Source organism: Halosimplex yunnanense (genome assembly GCF_054504345.1).
This window is the reverse complement of the sequence record NZ_JBTJEL010000029.1, coordinates 37,099-56,433: the sequence shown is the minus strand read 5'-3', so window position 1 is coordinate 56,433 and position 19,335 is coordinate 37,099. Positions and strand designations below refer to the sequence as shown.

Here is a 19,335-nt window from a genome sequence, read left to right as displayed (position 1 = left end):
GCGCGAGAACGAACCCGGTCCGAAACCGGAGTCGGCGCGGAACCGGAACTCGCGGCGCTTACTCGAAGACGAGGCCTTCGCTGTCGTCGTCGTAGAGCGGGTACTCCTCGGTGAGCCCCTGCACGATCTCGGCCACCTCGGCCTTGACGTCCTCGTCGTCGGGGTTGTCGATGACCTCGGCGATGCAGTGGCCGACGGTCTCGCAGGCGTCCTCGTCGAACCCGCGGGTCGTCAGCGCGGGGGTGCCGGCGCGGATGCCCGAGGCCACGAACGGCGAGCGCGTCTCGCCGGGGACGGTGTTGGCGTTGAGGACGATCCCCACGTCTTCGAGCGCTTCTTCGGCTTCCTTGCCCGTCACGTCGGGATGGGAGTCGCGCAGGTCGACGAGCACGAGGTGGTTGTCGGTCCCTCCCGAAACGAGCGAGAAGCCGTGCTCCTGCAGGTGGTCGGCCAGCGCCTCGGCGTTCTTGACGGTCTGCTCGGCGTACTCCTCGAAGTGCGGCTGCAGGGCCTCCTGGAAGCCGACCGCCTTGCCGGCGATGTTGTGCATGAGCGGGCCGCCCTGAGTCCCGGGGATGATCGCCGAGTCGATGGCGTCGCCGTACTCCTCGTCGGCCATGATGATGCCGCCGCGGCCGGCGCGGATCGTTTTGTGCGTCGAGCCCGTCACGAAGTCGGCGACGCCGACCGGCGAGTCGTGGACCCCGGCGGCGACGAGGCCCGTGATGTGGGCGATGTCGGCCATGTGGTAGGCGTCGACGTCGTCGGCGATGGCCTGGAACTCGTCCCACTGGACCTCGCGCGGGTACGCGGAGAAGCCCGAGACGATCATGTCGGGGTCGAACTCCTCGGCGTGGGCGCGGACCTCGTCGAAGTCGATCCGCCCCGTCTCTTCGTCGACCTCGTAGTTCTCGACCTCGTAGACCTGCCCGGCGAAGTTCTTCGGGTGGCCGTGGCTGAGGTGACCGCCGTGGGTCAGGTCCAGCGAGAGGATCTTGTCGCCGGGCTCCAGCATCGCGGTGTAGACGGCCATGTTGGCCTGCGAGCCCGAGTGGGGCTGGACGTTGACGTACTCGGCGCCCCACAGCTCCTTCGCGCGGTCGATGGCCAGCTGCTCGACCGTGTCGGCGTGCTCGCAGCCGCCGTAGTAGCGCGAGCCGGGATAGCCCTCGGCGTACTTGTTCGTCAGGACCGAACTCTGCGCCTCCAGCACTGCCTCGCTCACGTGATTCTCGCTGGCGATCATCGCCAGCGTGTCGCCCTGGCGCTCGACCTCGGCCTCGAGCGCGTCGGCGATCTCCGGGTCCACTTCCCGGACGGTATCGTAGTTCATGGTGTAGTGGATTCTCGGCGGCCGCCCGTCAATAATCTACCTTTTCGGCGAGCGCTCGAGAGCGCCCCGGCCGACAGCGCTCGAGGCGGCTTCCCCCCGCTGATACCCCAGCGACCGCCTGAATCCTCTCGCGATGGGGTCGGGTCGATTCACCGATCACGGGCGGTAAAATTAAGTGTGATAATCCGAAATACCGGGCCTATCAGATGAGTTCGAACTTTCTGGCCGACGACGTCGGCGCCGTTCTCGCTGGCGTCTTTCGGGACAGTAGCGGCCTCGTATACGCGGTCAATCCGACACGGGAGACTCTCACCGAGCTGATATTCCGACTGCACGACGTCGAAGACCCTCCGACGGTCCGGTTGCTCGCGCCGGGCGACCCCATCAAGGACGTGATGGCAGACTTCATCGTCGCCGGCCACGCCGCCGACCTCGTGGACGCGGACACGCTCGGGCTCCGCGTCCTCGACGAGACGCCGGCGGCCTCGCTGCTCGTCACCGAATCGTCCGTCGTCTCGCTCGTCTCGGCCGGCGATCAGGTCGGCGGGCTGACCGCGACCGACGAGGCGTTCGTCGACGCGATGCGCGACCGCTACGCCGCCGAGTGGGACGAGGCCGAGCCGTTCTCGCTGCGGACGCCGCCGCTGTCGCGCGTCCGCGAGACGCTGGCGGCGGACATCGGGACCGACACCGCCGAGGACTTCGACGGGCTGCTCGGCTCCCTGTCGGTCGCGAAGGGCGACGGCGAGGGGCTGGACGAGGTCGCGATCGCCCTGCTCGTCGCCGCCCGCAACGGCCAGTTGCTCTACGACATGAGCAAGTGGGGCGAGGACGTCGGTCTCGCCAGCAAGGCCACCTTCTCGCGGATGAAAACGCGCCTCGAAGACAGCGGCCTCGTGAAGACGGAGAAGGTCCCGATCGACGTCGGACGGCCGCGCCTGCGCCTCCGGCCCGGCGACGACGAGATCGCCGAAGCCGACTTCCCCGAGCTAGCCGCGCTCGCCCAGGAGCGACTCGCGGAATGACCCACCGGGCTTTTCTACCCGTCGCGCCCTCACGGCACGCATGACAGTCCGAGTCGTCGGATCGGGACCGGCCGCCGCGGCCGTCGAGGCGGCGCTGGGCGACGCGAACGAATCCGTCGAGCGCGCCGGTGTCGACGACCTCGACCCGGGGACCCGCCTCGCCGTCGTCGTCGATCAGGCCGGCGCGACGACGTTCGAGCGAGCGAACGACCGCGCGCGCGACGCCGGGGTCCCGTGGTTCGCGGTCGAACTCGGCGCCGTCGGGAGCGTCCCCGTGGTGGACGCTTCGGTCGCCGGCTTCGATCCCGAGGGGGCCTGCTACCGGTGTCTCTCCGCCCGCGTCGAATCGAACGTCGAGGCCGACGCCGAGCCGACGGCCGCCCCGTCCGATTCGACCGCGCGATTTGCCGGTGCCATCGCCGGCCGGCGCGCCGTCCAGTTCCTCGATCCCGCCGAGTCGGACCCGCTCGGGACCGTCGTCGAACTCCCCCACGCCGAACGGGCGTTCCTGCCGGTCCCGGACTGTGCCTGCGGCGAGGGCCGCGACCGCGTACTCGACAGGGGCTATCTGGACCGCGACGTGGAGCGCGCGCTCACTCGCGCCGAGCAGGGCCTCGACGACCGGGTCGGCGTCGTCCAGCAGGTCGGCGAGGCGGAGTCGTACCCCGCGCCCTACTACCTCGCGCAGATCTGCGACACGAGCGCGTTCGCGGACGCGACGGCGTCCCGGCAGGCCGCCGGCGTCGACCCCGGCTGGGACGCCGCGTTCATGAAGGCCCTCGGCGAGGCCTACGAGCGCTACTGCGCGGGCGTCTACCGCACCGCGGAGTTCAAACGCGCCGCCGCGACTGATCTCGCCGACGCCATCGAACCGTCGTCGTTCGTCCGTCCCGACGGCTGGACCGAAAGCGGCGAGGACGGCGTCGACGCCGGCGGCGACCGCGCCGAGCGGCCGTGGGTCCGCGGGACCGACCTCGTGACCGAACAGCCGGTGTCGCTCCCCGCCGAACTCGTCCACTACCCTCCCCCAGAGCGGACGATCCGACCGGCGATCACCACGGGACTCGGACTCGGCAACTCCTCGGTGGAGGCGCTGCTGTCGGGCCTCTACGAGGTAATCGAGCGCGACGCGACGACCATCGCCTGGTACTCGACGTTCGACCCGCTCGGCCTCGACGTGGACGACGAGGGCTACGAGCGACTGGCCGCCCGCGCCGGTGCCGAGGGGCTCGACGCGACCGCGCTGCTCCTCACGCAGGACGTCGACGTCCCGGTCGTCGCCGTCGCAGTGACTCGCGACGAGTGGCCGGAACTCGCCTTCGGCACCGCCGCGCACCTCGACGCGGGCCGCGCCGCGAGAAACGCCCTCGCCGAGGCCGTCCAGAACTGGGTCGAACTCGACGGCATGGGCCGCGAGGGAGCGATGGACGCCAGCGGTGCCATCGGCCGGTACGCCGATCGACCGCCGGTCGCCGACGAGTTCGTCAGACCCGAAACGAGCGTGCCCGCCGACTCGGTGGGCCCGGATCAGGTCCCGGAGGGCGGCGACCACCTCGATGCCGTCCTCGACCGCGTCGTCGCGGCCGGGATGTCCGTCTACGGCGCGCGGACGACGACGCGCGACGTCCAGAAAATCGGGTTCGAAGCGGTCCGCGTGGTCGTTCCCGAGTCTCAACCGCTGTTCTTCGGCGATCCCTACTTCGGCGAACGCGCCCGGACCGTTCCGGCGGACATGGGCTTCGAACCAGCACTCGACCGCGACCACCACCCCTATCCCTGACAATCGGTCCGGGTTCAGACTGGATCGGTAGGGTTCCGACTCACGAAGCGAGGCGACAGTTACGCCGCAGGCGGCTTGGAGGCGAGCAATTGCCGCACAGCGAGCACCCCGCGCCCGACGAGATAGCCCAGGGCGCTGACGGCCAGGGCGCCTGCGGCGGCTTGGGCCGCCGCTACTTCCGGCGACGGTGGGACACAGGTGGCTGCCACCCCGGTCGGCGTGTCACAGCCGAGCGACGCAAACCGCAACAGGGCGACCGGAATAGCGATCGCGACTAAAGTCGACACATATCCCCTGTCGAGCACGGCGAAGCAAGCCACAACGATCGCGAGGAATCCACCGGTCGCGGGCAGGTTCACGGAGACCGGCAACCCGGTGAGGAGAAGCGCGGTCGGGAGCGCGAGCGCAGCACCGACGGCGATCCCACCGACGAGGGAGCCTCGCCCCCTGCCCAGGAATGCCGACCGGAGGCGGTCACGGCGGACTGCGGCGGTAATCCATCCAAGGAAGCCGACAGCAGTTGCGAACGCCAGCACCCAGGCGATCCGGTGAGACATCGTCTGGGGATGGTCCCCTCAACGAATAATAACTGGTATCGCGCTGTCGATATTCGGTGCGCCCCACTGACTCGGTCGGCGGTCGGTTTTCTCGATCCCCGGACGACGCGGAATATGCAACGAAACCGACTAATACGAGGGTTTATGCGGTGGTGTGCAGACGTATCACACGGAACACGGCGTCGCTTCTGGACGCCCGAGGTAGTTCCGCAGAGGAGCGCATCATGGTATCCGAGTTCGACCTCCCGTGTGCAGACTGCGATCAGCAACTGGTGCGGACCGTCGTCACGTCACCGTCGACGGGCGACGAGTTGACCGTCGCCGAGTGTCCGACCTGCGGGAGCCGCTACTATCCCGAAGCGGCGCTCGAACAGGTCTGACGGCTGTATCCTCGCTGATTTCGCGTTCCGTAGACTCGCGACCGGTCGCCGGTTCTCGTCCTCTCCGCGCTGGGGGTTCGACGCCCGCTCAGATGGCGAGCGTGACGCGGAGCATGTCGCGCGTCCCGGGACCGAGACCGACGGCTGCGGCCGCGACGAGCAGCAGGACGGCGTAGCGCGGGCTCTCCTCGAAGATCTGCTCGTCGAAGAGCCAGACGATGCCCAGCGCGACGGCGAGTTTGACGAACAGGAACGGCCACGAGGTGCCGATCACGGCCGAGAGCGAATCGGGCTGGATCGACTCCGTGATGCCGATGATAGCGCGGTTGGCGACGTGTTTCGCGCCGTAGGCGTCGATGGGGTGGCCGAGTTCCGGGAGCCAGTCGGCCGCGACCACGTTCGCGACGCCGTCGACCGCGTGCGCCCAGAGGATCCCGAGTCCGACGACGCCCGTTCCCATGTTTATCGCCGGTTCGTAGCGGTCGGCGGCGACGTAGATCCCGTACGCGAGCACCGAGGCGAGTCCGAGGTCGACCACGAGGATCTGCGGGTAGAACGCCGCGTACTCCCTGGTCGCCGCGACGAAAAACAGGTACGCGAGCGTGAGTACGAGGACGCCCAGCCCGATGCCGGCCATCGCTCTGTAGCGGTTGTGTGCGATCCCGCTCGATTCGAGCCGCAGGCTCACGAGCAGCGCGCCTAGCGTGATCACGAACACCGTCACGTAGATGATAGGGCTGATGAACAGCACGTTCAGCGGGTAACTGATGATCGGTTCGACGCCGGCGCCGACGGCCGCGTCGGTCACGTCCTCGACGACCCGAACCGCCCCGCCGAACAGCATGAACGGGACCAGCGAGAGAAAGAGTCGCCTGTCCTCGCCGACGTCCAGCCGGTCGAGCAGGAAGTAGACCCCGGCGATCATGAAGATCAGCACGATCATGTAGCCGACCGTCGAGACGGTGCTGTAGCCGGTTTCGGCGACGACGCCGGTGGCTTCGGCGGCCCGGCAGTCCGCGACGGTGCCGAGCAGCTCGACGCCGTCGCCGGTCTTGACCGCACAGCGGGCGTTGTTGGCGTCCGAGTAGATCGGGCCCCAGAAGTACTGCCAGACGAACCGGTCGTAGACCCGCTCGGTGGCGACGATAGACCCGCCGACCAGCGCGACCAGCGCTGCGACGAACGTCGCGAGCCAGCCCCGCTCGGACAGCGTCTGCTCGCTTTCCATGCCCACAGTCCCTCACGTCTGGCTGTTTAGCCTTCCGGTCCCGGCCGGCTCGGGTAGCTGTCTGATCCGTGGGAGAGCCTCACCGGGAGCTACCGCGTCGTCGCGGCCTGCGCGACCTCGCAGACTTCCTCGTGGGCCTCGCCGTTGCTCGCGACGATCCCCTCTCGATCCGGTGTCCACGGCTCGCCGTCCAGATCGGTCACCGTCCCGCCGGCGCGCCGGACGAGGTGGATCCCTGCGAGCGAGTCCCACGGGTCGGGCGTGTACGTCGAGAACGCCGCGTCGAGTTCGCCACCGGCCAGGAACGCCAGCGTCGACTGCATGCTCCCGAACCGGCGGAAGTCACCCAGTCGGTCGACGGTCGCCTCCGCGATGGCGCCGAGCCCCGCGCCCTCCCCACGCTGGAATCGGCCGACCGACGCCGCCGCGAACGTCTCCGGGTCGGTCCGGCCGCTGACCGCCAGCGCGTTCCCGTTGCGCGTCCCGGTCCCCGCCGCGGCGTACATGTCCTCGGTCGCCGGCAGATACGTCGCAGCCGCGACGATCTCGCCGTCTGTCACCGCCGAGACCGCCGTCGCCCACGAGCGGTTCCCCCGCGCGAAGTTGGCGGTCCCGTCGATCGGGTCGACGACCCACGCGTCCCCGGTCTCGGGCACCGTCGAGCGGATCTCGACGTCCTCGCCCGGCGACCCGAGCGGCGCGGCGTCTTCCTCCCCGACGATGGCGTCGTTCGGGAACTCGCCGCGGATCGTCGCGACGACCTGCCGCTGGGCGTCCTCGTCGGCATCGGTCACCAGATCGTTCTTGTCGGCTTTCGTCTCGACGTCGAACTCCCCGCGGAAGGCCTGGCGCGCGACGGCGCCGCCCGCTCTCGCCGCGCGCTCGGCCACCGCCACTCGCCGATGTGCGTCAGTCACGGTTCGCCCTCCGAGCGCCGCGCAAAAAGCCGCTGTGGATGCGGTCCGTTCGTCCCCCGAAGACCCCACTCTGTTACCAGTTACCCCCGGAGATCGGGTCCTACAACTTGCCGTCGGGCGTATCCCGCGTATGAGCGATCGCTTCGTCGTCGTCGGTGGAGACGCGGCCGGGCTCAGCGCCGCGGCGAAAGCTCGTCGGGCGGACCCCGACCGGGAGGTGGTCGTCCTCGAACGGGGCGAGTGGGTGTCCTACGGCGCCTGCGGCATCCCCTACTACGTGAAAGGCGAGATTCCGGACGTCGGGGACCTGGTCGTGACCGACCCGGAGAAACTCGTCGGGAAGTACGGCATCGACCTCCGACGGCGCCACGAGGCGGTCGCCGTCGACCCCGCGGACCGAACCGTGACCGTCGACGGCGAGGACGGGCGGTACGAACTGGAATACCGGGATCTCCTGCTGGCGACGGGCGGCGCGGGCGCCGACGTCGACGTCCCGGGCGCGGACCTCGGTGGCGTGTTCACGATCCGGAGCCTCGAAGAAGGCCGTGCGCTCCGCGAGTACCTGACGCCGGGAGAAGCCCACCATCCCGACGCTGCGATCCCGGAAGCCGAGGAGTTCCGCGACCACCTCCACGAGGCGGTCGAGCGGGTCGCAGTCGTCGGTGCGAACAAGATCGGCCTCGAACTCGGCGAAGCGTTCGCCGCCCGAGGGCTCGACGTCCACCTCGTCGACGACGGCGAACACGTCTTCGAGACGGGGCCGCTCACACTGCCGTCGTTCGGCGCCGCCGCCGCGGGCCTCGTCGAGAAACACCTCCGCGAGCAGGGTGTCACACTGCATCTCGACGCACCGGTCGAACGATTCGTCGGCGAGGGCGATCGCGTGACGGCGGTCGAGACTGTCCGGGGCCGCGTGGACGCAGACGCCGTGCTGCTCGACGAGGGCGTCCAGCCGAACGTCGAACTCGCCGCGAATGGGGGTATCGACCTCGGATCCACCGGCGCCGTCGCTGTCGACGAGTACGGCCGGACGAGCGCCGAAAACGTGTACGCCGCCGGCGACTGCGCCGAGAAGCACCACCTCGTCCTCGACCGGCCGGTCCATCTACCGCTCGGCCTCGCGGCGAACCGCGGAGGTCGGGCGGTCGGCTCGACGGTCATCGGTACGCCGACCCCACAGGGCCCGGTCGTCGGCACGGTCACGATGAAGATATTCGACCTGGAGGTGGCCGCTTCGGGGGTTCTCGACCCGGACCTGGCCCGCGAGGCGGGGTTCGACCCGGTCGTCGAGACGATCACGACGATCTCGCGAGCGCACTACTACCCCGGGTGGTCGCGGATCACCGTCGAGATGGCCGCTGACCGGGAGACGGGCCGTCTCCTCGGCGCCGGGTTGGTCGGCGAGGAGGGGTGTGCCCACCGCGTCAACTCGGTCGCGACGGCGCTGCACGCGGGGATGACCGTCGGCGAGGTCGCCGACCTCGACCTCGGCTACTCGCCGCCGTTCGGCCCGGGCTGGGATCCCGTGCTGACGGCGGCGAAGGCGGTACAGGGCGATACCGACTGACCGCGCGGAGACGGCTGCCGTTCTCCAGACGGGAGCGAAAGAGAGTCCGGAAGAGACGAACGTGGCTGCGTCGCTCTCCGTTAGGGGGCCGAGCGGTCGATCCGCGTACTGCTGGGTGCGGACGTCCGGTTCGAGCCAGTTACTCCGTCTTCTGCGCCTCGTCGGCCATCTCCAGGATAGACTCGGCGATGTCGCGGGCTTCCTCCGGCGTGTAGAGCGTCTGGTCGCCCCACGACTGGTCGATGTGGACGTACCCGTCTTTAGTGTCGATGTCGAAGAAGGCGGTGTGTTCCAGCGGTGGCACGTCCAGTGGGTTGTTGGCCGTGTTATCCGTTGCCATACATCACGGTTCGGACTTGATTCCAATAAACTTGCCCCCGACCCGGAAATTTCTGGACGGTCGAATACCTGGGCGAGTCGTGCCGTAGAAGTTTGCGAGGGAAGACCGCTCCGCGCACGGGGCGGGACCGCCCCGTTCGCATCGAGGCCGACTCGGTCGGCCTCGCACAGTCTTCCGCACTGGCGAGGGACCGCGTGGGTCCGTGCAGTGCGAGGGAAGGGATTTGAACCCTTGGACCCCTACGGGAGCGGATCTTGAGTCCGCCGCCGTTTCCAGGCTTGGCTACCCTCGCACGCACGAATCGGTTCGACCGATACGTTTGAATAGGCTACGGTATCGCCGTCACCGCGCCTTCCCGGGAGTACGCCAGACTTATCGCGTTCAGTCAGGCTATCAGCGTCGGTAGCCGATGCTGAACGAAGTCGGGCCGACGTTTGACCTCGGCAACCCGACGAAACGATTACGGGGGTCTTCCGTCGGACGCGGCAAGCCCGATTTGATGCAACGGACAACTGTTGCAGTGGTTTTGACCGCATTGCTCACGGTAACCAGCGCCGGTGCCGTGATGGCGCTCGGTGCGCCAACCGGCGATCTGGCTGCCCAGTCGAACCCGGGACAGGCCGCCCAGCAACAGTCGGGCTGTGACTACGAGTCGCTGTTCGACGAGACCATCGGCTCGGTGGTCTCGGTCCGGACCGGATCCGGACAGGGGTCCGGCTTCGTCTATCAGGTCGGTGACGGTGGCGGAGCGAACGCGACCGCCACCGACGGCGCGAGTTCTAACGGGAGCGCCCACGTCGTCACGAACGCGCACGTGGTGAGCGGTGCGGACACCGTCGAGATCCAGTTCGAGGACGGCGAGTACCGGACCGGCACGGTCGTCGGGCGGAGCACCTACGCCGACCTCGCCGTCGTGAACGTCTCCGACGCGCCCGACTACGTGGAGGGACTGTCGGTCGCCTCCAGCGACCCCGACCACGGCTCGAAGGTGGCCGCGCTCGGCAACCCGCTCGGCCTCGAAGAGACCATCACCCACGGCATCGTCAGCGGCACGAACCGGACGCTGCCGACGGACAGGAGCTTCTCGATCCCCAACGTCGTACAGATGGACGCGCCGATCAGCCCCGGCAACTCCGGCGGCCCCCTGATCGCCTGTGACGGGACCGTCGTCGGCGTCAACACCGCCGGGATCGCCCAGCAGGGCGCCGAGAACATCGGCTTCGCCGTCTCCGCGTCGGTCGTCGACCGGGTCGTCCCGGAACTCCTCGACGACGGCGAGTTCGCCTACCCCTACCTCGGCGTGCGGACGACGCCCGTCAGCCCCTCCGTCGCCGAGGCGAACGACCTCAACCGCACCGGCGGCGTCATGGTCGTCGCCACCGCCGACGGCGGACCGGCCAGCGGCGTGCTGCAGGGCGCCTCCGGCGCCGAGATGCAGGACGGACAGCAGATCCCGATCGGCGGCGACGTGATCCTGTCGGTCGATGGCACGGAGGTCGACACCGGCGAGGACCTGGGGACCTACCTCGTCCTCGAGACGTCACCGGGCGACACCGTCCAGATGACCGTCCTGCGCGACGGCGAACGCCAGCAGATCGACGTGACCATCGGCGAGCGACCCGATCCGCAGGGGGCCTGAACAGCGAGGCGCGAACGGCTCCGCTACCGAGGGGGTGACCCTCCGTCGTCACTCGTCCAGGCCTTCGAAGTCGGCGACCCGTTCGCGGATCTCCGACGGGATGGACCGTGACTCGCGGGTGGCGGGATCGACGAACACCTGCGTCGTCTCGGCCTCGACGACGAGGTCGCCGTCTTGCCGGAGCTCGTAGGCCATCGTGAAGCTCGACTCCCCGAGGTGGGTCACCGCGACGCCCACGTCGACGGTCGTGATCTCGGTGACCGACGACCGGAAGTCCATGTTCAGCGAGACGACGACGGCCGAGAACTCGTCGATGTCGTCGATGCCCAGCACCTCTTCGACGTACGCGACGCGGGCCTGTTCGCAGTAGGTCCCGTAGACGACGTTGTTGACGTGACCGAACGTGTCGAGGTCCCGGTAGCGAACGTCGACTTCGTGTTCGAACGTTGCGTCCATAGCTCAGGTGTGGACGGGGCCGATGTTAACAGTCGCGGAACACGATGTCGGCCAGCACTTGACCGGAGTGACCGACGGGATTACGGACCGGGGGGACAGAGAGGTGAACAATGGACGAACACACCCAGGACTACGACGTCGGGCCGCCGACGTCCGGGGATCCCACCGGGTGGCGGGCCGACCGCGGCGCGTCAAACGGCTGGGAACACGGGACGCTCAGACGCGCGGTCGTCCACGGCGTCGCCCTGTTCAACGCCGGCGAGTACCACGAATCCCACGACTGCTTCGAGGCTGAGTGGTACAACTACGGGCAGGGGACGACCGAGAGCAAGTTCCTCCACGGGATGGTGCAGGTCGCCGCCGGGGCGTACAAGCACTTCGACTTCGAGAACGACGACGGCATGCGCTCGCTGTTCCGGACGGCCCTGCAGTACCTGCAGGGCGTCCCCGACGACTACTACGGCGTCGACCTCCGGGAAGTGCGCAACACGTTGATGGACGCGCTCGAGGACCCGACCGCCCTCCGCGGCTGGCAGATCCCGCTCGACGGCGAGCGACCGGTCGCCACCGAACTGGACCTCGCGTACGCGGACTCGCTGGAGGAGTGAGCCGCAGGGACCCGTCCCTGCGAATCGATCCCTCGTCGTCCGCCTCGGGGAGAAAGCGGTCCTTCTATAGGGTCGAATCCGGTATCACGGATCGATGCGAGTCGAGACGCTGGGCGACGGCGAGCCCGAGATCGCCGTCGTCGGTGGGATCCACGGCGACGAACCGGCCGGGGTCGAGGCGGTCGAACACTTCATGGAAGCGCGACCGGACGTGGCGAGGCCGGTGAAGCTCGTCGTCGCCAACGAGGAGGCGATCGAGCGGGGCGTTCGCTACGTCGAGGCTGACCTGAACCGCTCGTTCCCGGGACGCGCGGACGGGGAGAGCCACGAGGTGCGTCTCGCCCACGCCCTCGGCGAGGAAGTCGGGGACTGCCTGACGCTGGCGCTCCACACGACCCACTCCTACGAGGGGATGTTCGCCCTCGTCGACGAGATCCGTGGTCTCGCCCGCGAGGTCTGTCCGCGGTTATCGGTCGACGCGGTCGTCGAGACGGGCCACGCCGAGGGACGGATCTTCGAGGTCGCGCCCGACACCATCGAGGTCGAGTGCGGCTACCAGGGCTCGGACCAGGCAGCGCGCAACGCTCGGCAGGTCACCCGCGAGTTTCTCGCGGCGACGGGGGCGCTCCCCGACGAACAGACGCCACACCAGACCGACCTGCCGGTCTTCCGGCTGGGCGACCCGGTGCCGAAGGACGACGCCGAGCGCTACGAGGTCTTCGTCGACAACTTCGAGGAGGTCCTCGCGGGCGAGAAGATCGCGGCCGCCGACGGCGAAGCGGTCCTCGCCGACACGGACTTTCACCCCGTCCTCCTCTCGGCGTACGGCTACGAGGACGTGTTCGGCTACACGGCCGAGCGGATCGGGACGCTGTCGGGCTGAGTGCCCTGTCTGGCCGAGAGCCCTGTCGAGCGACGAGCGCGTCGCGCGACCCGTCGTCAGGGACGGAACTCGGGATAGTCGTTGTCGTACCCGGCGAGGCGGCCGAGTGGCGCCACGAGGCCGACGCCGAGGCGCTGGAGCCACGTCGGTACCGCGGCGAGGTACAGCATGTCGTCGAACTCGGCGAGGAGTACCGCCAGTAGCAGGACGTTCAGCGGCATCCCTGACGGCGTGACCGGGTGGCCGTCCCGCGCCAGTCCGTAGGTGACGCGCATGAACGTCTCCGTCCGCAAGCCGGGATCGACCCCGCCGCGGACGTGCAGTTCCGACGAGCCCGCGTTCCAGAACCTGTGGACGTCCCCGGCCGGGATCGTCACCGACTCGCCCGCCCCGTACTCGGCCGTCTCGCCCTCGTGGAAGACGCCCAGGGTGCCGGCGATGACCTCGAAGAACTCGTCCTGTTCGGGGTGGACGTGACGCATCGGGCCGTGCGAGCCGTCGGCGTCGAGCCACATCTCGAACAGCAGCGGGTCCGAGTCCGGGTCGGCCGGGCGCTCGGTGAACGCGACCGTCTTCCCGGCGGGCGGGCTCGCCACCCAGTCGTCGTCGACGTACGACGTTCCCGTCGGTCTGTCTCTCGGCCCGTCCCTCCGTCGGTCCTCCCCCGAACCGCACGTCCAGCGGTCGTCGCTCGACCCGTCCATCCGTCGGCCCTCAGTCCTCGTCGGCTTCGAACACGACGGTCGTCAGGTCACGGTCGAGCGCGCAGAAGTCGTGGGGCGGGTCGCCGACGACCGTCTGGATGGTCCGTTCGTCGTCGAAATCGATACCTGCCGGTTCGCACAGCTCGTGACTCGGGCAGTCCGTGTGCGGGCAGGAGCCTTCGAGGGAGACGTTACTGCCGGCGTAGGCGCTGGAACTCGGGACGTTCGCACGGACCGTCGCCGGTTCGACCTCGACGGCCACGACGCCGCTATCGTGGACATTGCAGTCGAGCGTGCTCCCGTTCTCGCGAACCGAATCCACGCGGTACCGTCGCCCTTCGGTGAGATTGAGACACTGGTCGCGGTACGGACAGCCCTCGCAGGCGCTCGACTCGCCGCGGTAGACGAACTCCTGGCCGGGGTCGGCCAGCCGCGACCCGACGAGCGTGAGCGTCGACATACCTGCGAGTTGTCGGCGACGCGGATTAAGTTGCCCGGCTCGGCCGTCGCGGAGCGATCGGGCTACTCTCCCCGACCGGTCAGCTCGTCGAGCCGCTCGAAGTATTCCTCCCGCGGGACCTGGTAGAGGTCCCGATAGTCGACCTCGCCGTCGGCGAACCGGCCGGCGATGTCGACCGCGCCGGCCCGTGCCTCCTCACGGGTATCGTACTGGTCGGGCGAGCGGTTGACCTCGGGTTCGAGGTAGAGCGTGACCACCCACGGGTCGCTCGGACGCGTCTGGTCGCCGGGGTGGCGACTGCGCCGGCCCTTCGTGAGATAGATGGTCGGGAGACACGGGGCCGGGAACGCGTCGCTGTCGAAGACGTCGGGTCGATACGCCAGCACCGCCTTCTCGCGCTCGTCCGACCAGACGACCCAGTCGTCGTCGAGCCCCTCGAATGCCATACTCTGACTGGTCGTTCCCCGACCAAGAGTGTCGCGGTCGGCGGTGCAAGGCAGCGACCGGAGGCCGCCGTCACCGGGTAGATGACTCGTCTCGACGACCTTCCGGGCCGCTCGCGCGCACGGCACGCGGCGATACAGTGACCGTGACTCGAGTGACGGATTGCGTTAATTGGTACCTTCACTCACACGAGACGGCCACCGAGACGCCGTAGATCCCCACGGATCGGCCGGCGTTTATATTGCAAGCAACCCCCTGATCCGAGATCCCCACGGATCCGGCTACTTACTACAGTTTTCGGTAAAATTTCCACGAAATAAATATCCGTGTGGGCCCGTACCGCGGAAAGGCTTATCAGTCCTCAAGCCTCATATAATAAATAGTATCGGTGGTTGCTCCACGGTACGCTGTCGCTACTGCCCGAGGGTCGCCCCGCGCGATTCACGGGAGTTGCGTGTTCACACATGCCAATCGAACACTCGTCCCGGCGGTTCCGGCGGTCCCCTGTTGTTCAGCGGCGACGAGAGGCCGGGCGAACGGTCCCGGGAGCGATGCGCCGAGCAGCAAACCGCGGCCGTACGCCGGTCGCACCCGTCAGCCGAAGCGCGCTGGCGCCAGAACAGTTCGACGCGAACTGTCCGTGATAGCATGACACAGGAAACCCTCGAAGAGCTGAGCCGAGAGTACAGAGACACGATCCCCGCGGACCTCCGGGAGTACCGGTCGTTCTCGGCGTACCTCGACCAGCTCTACGACGAGCCCAAGATCGCCCGCAACGCACACCAGCGCGTTGCCGACATGTTCGACTACTACGGCACCGAGTACGACGAGGACGCCGGCGTCGTCGAGTACAAACTCGCCTCGGAAGACCCGATCAACGACGGCGAGAACACCTTCTACGGTCGGATCGTCCACGAGTCGATCCACGAGTTCGTGAACAAGGTGAAATCCGGCGCTCGCGGGCTCGGCCCGCAGAAACGCATCAAGCTCCTCCTCGGCCCGGTCGGGTCCGGTAAGTCCGACTTCGACCGGCAGGTCCGCCGCTACTACGAGGACTACACCCGCTCCAACGAGGGGCGGATGTACACCTTCCGGTGGACGAACCTCTGCGACGTCATCCCGGACCAGGACCCCTCGGACGACACCGTCCGCTCCCCGATGAACCAGGACCCCATGGTCCTGCTTCCCCAGGAGCAGCGCGACCAGGTCATCGAGGACATCAACGAGGAACTGGACGCCCCCTACACCATCCGCAACGAGCAGGCGCTGGATCCGGCCAGCGAGTTCTACATGGACCGCCTGCTCGCCCACTACGACGACGACCTCCAGCAGGTGCTGGAGAACCACATCGAGATCGTCCGTCTCGTCGCCGACGAGAACATGCGACAGGCCATCGAGACGTTCGAGCCCAAGGACAAGAAAAATCAGGACGAGACCGAGCTCACGGGGGACGTCAACTACTCGAAGATCGCCGTCTACGGCGAATCGGACCCCCGGGCGTTCGACTACTCGGGGGCGTTCTGTAACGCCAACCGGGGCATCTTCTCCGGCGAGGAACTCCTCAAGTTGCAGCGGGAGTTCCTCTACGACTTCCTGCACGCGACCCAGGAACAGACGATCAAGCCGAAGAACAACCCCCGGATCGACATCGACCAGGTGATCGTCGGGCGGACGAACATGCCCGAGTACAAGGACAAGAAGGGCGACGAGAAGATGGAGGCGTTCAACGACAGGACGAAACGGATCGACTTCCCGTACGTCCTCCAGTACGAGGAGGAGGCGCGCATCTACGAGAAGATGCTCAACAACGCCGACCTCCCCGACATCATCGTCGAGCCCCACACCCTGGAGATGGCCGGCCTCTTCGGCGTCCTCACCCGCATCGAAGAGCCCGACACCGGCAACGTCAGCCTCATCCAGAAGGCCAAGGCCTACAACGGTGAGATCGACGAGGCCGAGGACATCGACGTCAAGAAGCTCCGCGACGAGGCCGCCGAGAAGGCCGAGATCGGCGAGGGCATGGAGGGCGTCTCACCGCGGTTCATCGGCGACGAGATCGCCGAGGCCATCATGGATTCGATGCACCGAAGCCGCGATTTCCTCTCGCCGCTAACGACGTTCAATCACCTCGAAGCCAACATCGAGAACCACGGCTCGATCCCCGAAGACCGGTTCGAGACCTACCACCGCTACCTCGAACTCGTCCGCGAGGAGTACAAGGAGCGGGCCATCGAGGACGTGCGCCACGCGCTGGCCTACGACGTCGACGAGATCCAGCGCCAGGGCGAGAAGTACATGGACCACGTGATGGCCTACATCGACGACGACACCGTCGAGGACGAGATCACGGGCCGCGAGCAGGAACCGGACGAGCAGTTCCTCCGCAGCGTCGAGGAGAAGCTCGACCTGCCCGAGGACCGAAAGGACGACTTCCGACAGGAAGTGTCGAACTGGGTGTCCCGGCGCGCACGCGAGGGGGACACGTTCAACCCGCAGGACAACGACCGCCTGCGCCGCGCGCTCGAACGGAAGCTCTGGGAGGACAAGAAGCACAACATCAACTTCTCGGCGCTGGTTTCGTCCGGCGACATGGACGACGACGAGCGCAACGAGTGGATCGACGCGCTCATCGAGCAGGGCTACTCCGAAGAGGGCGCGCGGGAGGTGCTGGAGTTCGCCGGCGCGGAGGTCGCAAAGAGCGAGATGGAAGGCTGATATGAGCGGCAGCGAGTTCATCGACGACGCCGACCGGTCGCTCGACCGCACCTACGAGGCGCCCCGCAGCCTCGCGGAGTACGTCGACCTGGTCCTCGACCGGCCGGAACTGGCCGCCCACGCCTCGAAGTACCTGCTCGACGCCATCGAGGCCGCCGGCACCAGGACCGTCATCGAGGAGGGCGAACAGAAGGAGCGCTACCGCTTCTTCGACGACCCGCACAACGACGGCGAGCACGCCATCCTCGGGAACACGGAGGTACTCAACTCCTTCGTCGACGACCTGCGCTCGATCGCCGCGGGCCGCGGCAAAGACGAGAAGATCGTCTGGCTCGACGGCCCCACCGCGACCGGGAAGTCGGAGCTCAAGCGCTGTCTCATCAACGGGCTGCGCGAGTACTCCAAGACCGACGAGGGACGGCGCTACACCGTCGAGTGGAACGTCGCCGGCGCCGGCAGCGACGGCGCCGGCCTGACCTACGCCGACGAGCCGGTCGCCGACGAGGACGACTGGTACGAGAGCCCCGTGCAGGTTCACCCGCTCACGGTCTTCCCCGAAGACGTGCGCGAGGACCTGGTCGCCCGGCTGAACGACGAGACCGACGACCACATCCCGGTCCGCGTCGAGGGCCGCCTCGACCCGTTCTGCCGCGAGGCCTACGAGTACCTCGAGGAGAACTACCGTCGCGAGGGCGTCGAGGAGCTGTTCTCGGCGATCACGGACCCGCAACACCTGCGCGTGAAGAACTACGTCGTCGACGTGGGCCAGGGCATCGGCGTCCTCCACTCCGAGGACGACGGCCCGCCCAAGGAGCGACTCGTCGGCTCGTGGATGCGCGGAATGTTGCAGGAACTGGACTCCCGCGGGCGCAAGAACCCGCAGGCGTTCAGCTACGACGGCGTCCTCTCGCAGGGTAACGGCCTGCTCACCGTCGTCGAGGACGCCGCCCAGCACGCCGACTTGCTGCAGAAACTGCTGAACGTCCCCGACGAGAAGTCGGTGAAGCTGGACAAGGGCATCGGGATGGACATCGACACCCAGATGATCATCATCTCCAACCCCGATCTGGAGGCCCAGCTCAACCAGCACGCCGACCGCGAGGGTCAGGACCCGCTGAAGGCGCTCAAGCGCCGCCTCGACAAACACGAGTTTACCTACCTCACCAACCTCTCGCTGGAGACCGAGCTCCTGCGGCGGGAGCTGACCGACGAGACCGAGGTCTGGGACGCCGACTCGTGGGGCGAACTCGAGGAGTGGATCCAGGAGCCGCTGACCGTCCACGTCCGCGACGAGAACGACGACGTGAACGCGAAGGAACTGGCGCCCCACGCGCTCGAAGCGGCCGCGCTCTACGCGGTCGTAACCCGACTCGACGTCAGCGACCTGCCGAACGGCCACGACCTCGTGGACAAGGCCCTGCTGTTCGACCGGGGCTATCTCCAGGAGGGCGACGAACGCATCGAGGCCGACGAGTTCGACTTCACCGACGAGAGCTCCGACGGGAGCCACGGCATCCCGGTGACGTTCACCCGGGACGTCATCGCCGACCTGTTCCACCGCGAACAGGACCGCCACCACGGCGACCTCGACGTGGAACACGTCGTGATGCCACGGGACATCCTCAACGCGATGGCCGAAGACCTGTCGACCGCGCCGGTGTTCTCGAACGCCGAGGCCGCGGACTTCGAGGAGCGCGTCGTGCCCGTGAAAAACCACGTCTTCGGCCAGCAGGAGGACGACGTCCTCGACGCGATGATGCGCGACAAGCGCGTCGACGAGGAGACCGTCGAGGAGTACATCGAACACGTCTACGCGTGGTCGACCGACGAGCAGATCGAGAACGAGCGCGGCGAGTACGTCGACCCCGACCCGCTGAAGATGAAGGTCTTCGAGGTCGAGCACCTCGGCCGCTTCGACGAGAGCGACTACGCCGGCGACCGCCCGGGCGACGCCGTCGAGGCGTTCCGCGAGGACAAGATAATCACCGCCCTCAACCGCCACGCCTGGCAGCGCCGCGACGAGGAGTTCCGCGTCGAGGACGTCTCCCCCAAGGAGATTCCGGTCATCCAGACGGTGCTCGGCAGCCACTCGTGGGACGACGTGAAGCGGACCTACGAGGACTTCGACCCGCGCCAGTGGGACGAGCCGCCGAGCGGCACCCAGACGGCCGACCTCAAGGAGAAGACCGTCGAGAACATGCAGGACATGTTCGACTACAGCGAGGCCTCGGCCGAGTTGACCAGCCGCCACGTCATGAGCCAGGTGAGTTACAAATGGGACTGAGCGTCCGAGGTGAAC

At 67.8% G+C, this 19,335-nt stretch carries 18 protein-coding genes and 1 tRNA gene; 9 read left to right on the top strand and 10 right to left on the bottom strand.

The genetic code is table 11. The features are described from left to right. Positions 1 to 58 precede the first annotated feature (58 nt). Complete coding sequence (gene glyA / locus AB2U09_RS03765; protein ID WP_459191352.1) at positions 59 to 1,333, bottom strand: serine hydroxymethyltransferase; 1,275 nt, start codon at positions 1,331 to 1,333, stop codon at positions 59 to 61. 206 nt (positions 1,334 to 1,539) lie between these two features. Here glyA and tbsP point away from each other — a divergent pair, with 206 nt between their 5' ends. After that, positions 1,540 to 2,358 carry a transcriptional regulator TbsP gene (tbsP, locus tag AB2U09_RS03760; RefSeq protein WP_459191351.1) on the top strand — a complete coding sequence of 273 codons (819 nt, stop codon included), beginning with the start codon at positions 1,540 to 1,542 and terminating at the stop codon, positions 2,356 to 2,358. Between the two features lie 40 nt (positions 2,359 to 2,398). After that, a complete protein-coding gene (locus AB2U09_RS03755) occupies positions 2,399 to 4,138 on the top strand; it encodes a SagD/YcaO family ATP-dependent cyclodehydratase (RefSeq protein ID WP_459191350.1) in 1,740 nt (579 codons plus the stop codon). Positions 4,139 to 4,197: 59 nt separating this feature from the next. Here the strand turns inward: AB2U09_RS03755 and AB2U09_RS03750 are convergent, their stop codons facing one another. Beyond that, positions 4,198 to 4,695: a hypothetical protein gene (locus AB2U09_RS03750; RefSeq protein WP_459191349.1), complete on the bottom strand. Its 498-nt coding sequence runs from the start codon at positions 4,693 to 4,695 to the stop codon at positions 4,198 to 4,200. Positions 4,696 to 4,919: 224 nt separating this feature from the next. Here AB2U09_RS03750 and AB2U09_RS03745 point away from each other — a divergent pair, with 224 nt between their 5' ends. Beyond that, complete coding sequence (locus AB2U09_RS03745; protein WP_459191348.1) at positions 4,920 to 5,075, top strand: hypothetical protein; 156 nt, start codon at positions 4,920 to 4,922, stop codon at positions 5,073 to 5,075. A gap of 88 nt (positions 5,076 to 5,163) precedes the next feature. On the opposite strand, the gene AB2U09_RS03740 is transcribed toward AB2U09_RS03745, so the two are convergent. Next, complete coding sequence (locus AB2U09_RS03740; RefSeq protein ID WP_459191347.1) at positions 5,164 to 6,303, bottom strand: DUF63 family protein; 1,140 nt, start codon at positions 6,301 to 6,303, stop codon at positions 5,164 to 5,166. A gap of 89 nt (positions 6,304 to 6,392) precedes the next feature. Next, complete coding sequence (locus tag AB2U09_RS03735) at positions 6,393 to 7,220, bottom strand: inositol monophosphatase family protein (RefSeq protein ID WP_459191346.1); 828 nt, start codon at positions 7,218 to 7,220, stop codon at positions 6,393 to 6,395. A 130-nt stretch (positions 7,221 to 7,350) separates the two neighbouring features. Here AB2U09_RS03735 and AB2U09_RS03730 point away from each other — a divergent pair, with 130 nt between their 5' ends. Further along, complete coding sequence (locus AB2U09_RS03730; RefSeq protein ID WP_459191345.1) at positions 7,351 to 8,787, top strand: FAD-dependent oxidoreductase; 1,437 nt, start codon at positions 7,351 to 7,353, stop codon at positions 8,785 to 8,787. A 139-nt stretch (positions 8,788 to 8,926) separates the two neighbouring features. On the opposite strand, the gene AB2U09_RS03725 is transcribed toward AB2U09_RS03730, so the two are convergent. Together AB2U09_RS03725 and AB2U09_RS03720 are read right to left on the bottom strand one after the other, a co-directional pair. Next, a complete protein-coding gene (locus AB2U09_RS03725) occupies positions 8,927 to 9,127 on the bottom strand; it encodes a hypothetical protein (protein WP_459191344.1) in 201 nt (66 codons plus the stop codon). A 208-nt stretch (positions 9,128 to 9,335) separates the two neighbouring features. After that, positions 9,336 to 9,419, bottom strand: a tRNA-Leu gene (locus AB2U09_RS03720). A gap of 207 nt (positions 9,420 to 9,626) precedes the next feature. On the opposite strand from AB2U09_RS03720, the gene AB2U09_RS03715 reads away from it, so the two are divergent. Then, complete coding sequence (locus AB2U09_RS03715; protein ID WP_459191343.1) at positions 9,627 to 10,766, top strand: S1C family serine protease; 1,140 nt, start codon at positions 9,627 to 9,629, stop codon at positions 10,764 to 10,766. 48 nt (positions 10,767 to 10,814) lie between these two features. On the opposite strand, the gene AB2U09_RS03710 is transcribed toward AB2U09_RS03715, so the two are convergent. Then, a complete protein-coding gene (locus tag AB2U09_RS03710; protein WP_459191342.1) occupies positions 10,815 to 11,222 on the bottom strand; it encodes an acyl-CoA thioesterase in 408 nt (135 codons plus the stop codon). Positions 11,223 to 11,332: 110 nt separating this feature from the next. Between AB2U09_RS03710 and AB2U09_RS03705 the strand changes: the two genes are divergently transcribed. Next, entirely contained in the window at positions 11,333 to 11,830 is a 498-nt protein-coding gene (locus AB2U09_RS03705) for a DUF309 domain-containing protein (protein WP_459191341.1), read from the top strand. Positions 11,831 to 11,924: 94 nt separating this feature from the next. Continuing rightward, a complete protein-coding gene (locus tag AB2U09_RS03700; RefSeq protein ID WP_459191340.1) occupies positions 11,925 to 12,713 on the top strand; it encodes a M14 family metallopeptidase in 789 nt (262 codons plus the stop codon). A gap of 56 nt (positions 12,714 to 12,769) precedes the next feature. Here the strand turns inward: AB2U09_RS03700 and AB2U09_RS03695 are convergent, their stop codons facing one another. The 3 genes from AB2U09_RS03695 to AB2U09_RS03685 all read right to left on the bottom strand — a co-directional run bounded on the left by AB2U09_RS03695 (position 12,770) and on the right by AB2U09_RS03685 (position 14,323). Continuing rightward, positions 12,770 to 13,417 carry a cupin domain-containing protein gene (locus AB2U09_RS03695; RefSeq protein WP_459191339.1) on the bottom strand — a complete coding sequence of 216 codons (648 nt, stop codon included), beginning with the start codon at positions 13,415 to 13,417 and terminating at the stop codon, positions 12,770 to 12,772. A 10-nt stretch (positions 13,418 to 13,427) separates the two neighbouring features. After that, positions 13,428 to 13,877, bottom strand: a complete 450-nt coding sequence (locus AB2U09_RS03690; protein ID WP_459191338.1) for a UPF0179 family protein — start codon at positions 13,875 to 13,877, stop codon at positions 13,428 to 13,430. 62 nt (positions 13,878 to 13,939) lie between these two features. Further along, on the bottom strand, positions 13,940 to 14,323 hold the full coding sequence (locus AB2U09_RS03685) for a DUF5820 family protein (protein ID WP_459191337.1): 384 nt from the start codon (positions 14,321 to 14,323) through the stop codon (positions 13,940 to 13,942). A 646-nt stretch (positions 14,324 to 14,969) separates the two neighbouring features. On the opposite strand from AB2U09_RS03685, the gene AB2U09_RS03680 reads away from it, so the two are divergent. Both AB2U09_RS03680 and AB2U09_RS03675 read left to right on the top strand, forming a co-directional pair. After that, the gene (locus tag AB2U09_RS03680) at positions 14,970 to 17,036 is read left to right on the top strand and encodes a PrkA family serine protein kinase (RefSeq protein ID WP_459191336.1); all 2,067 of its coding nucleotides are present in this window, start codon (positions 14,970 to 14,972) and stop codon (positions 17,034 to 17,036) included. Between the two features lies 1 nt (position 17,037). Continuing rightward, a complete protein-coding gene (locus tag AB2U09_RS03675; RefSeq protein ID WP_459191335.1) occupies positions 17,038 to 19,320 on the top strand; it encodes a PrkA family serine protein kinase in 2,283 nt (760 codons plus the stop codon). Positions 19,321 to 19,335 lie beyond the last annotated feature (15 nt).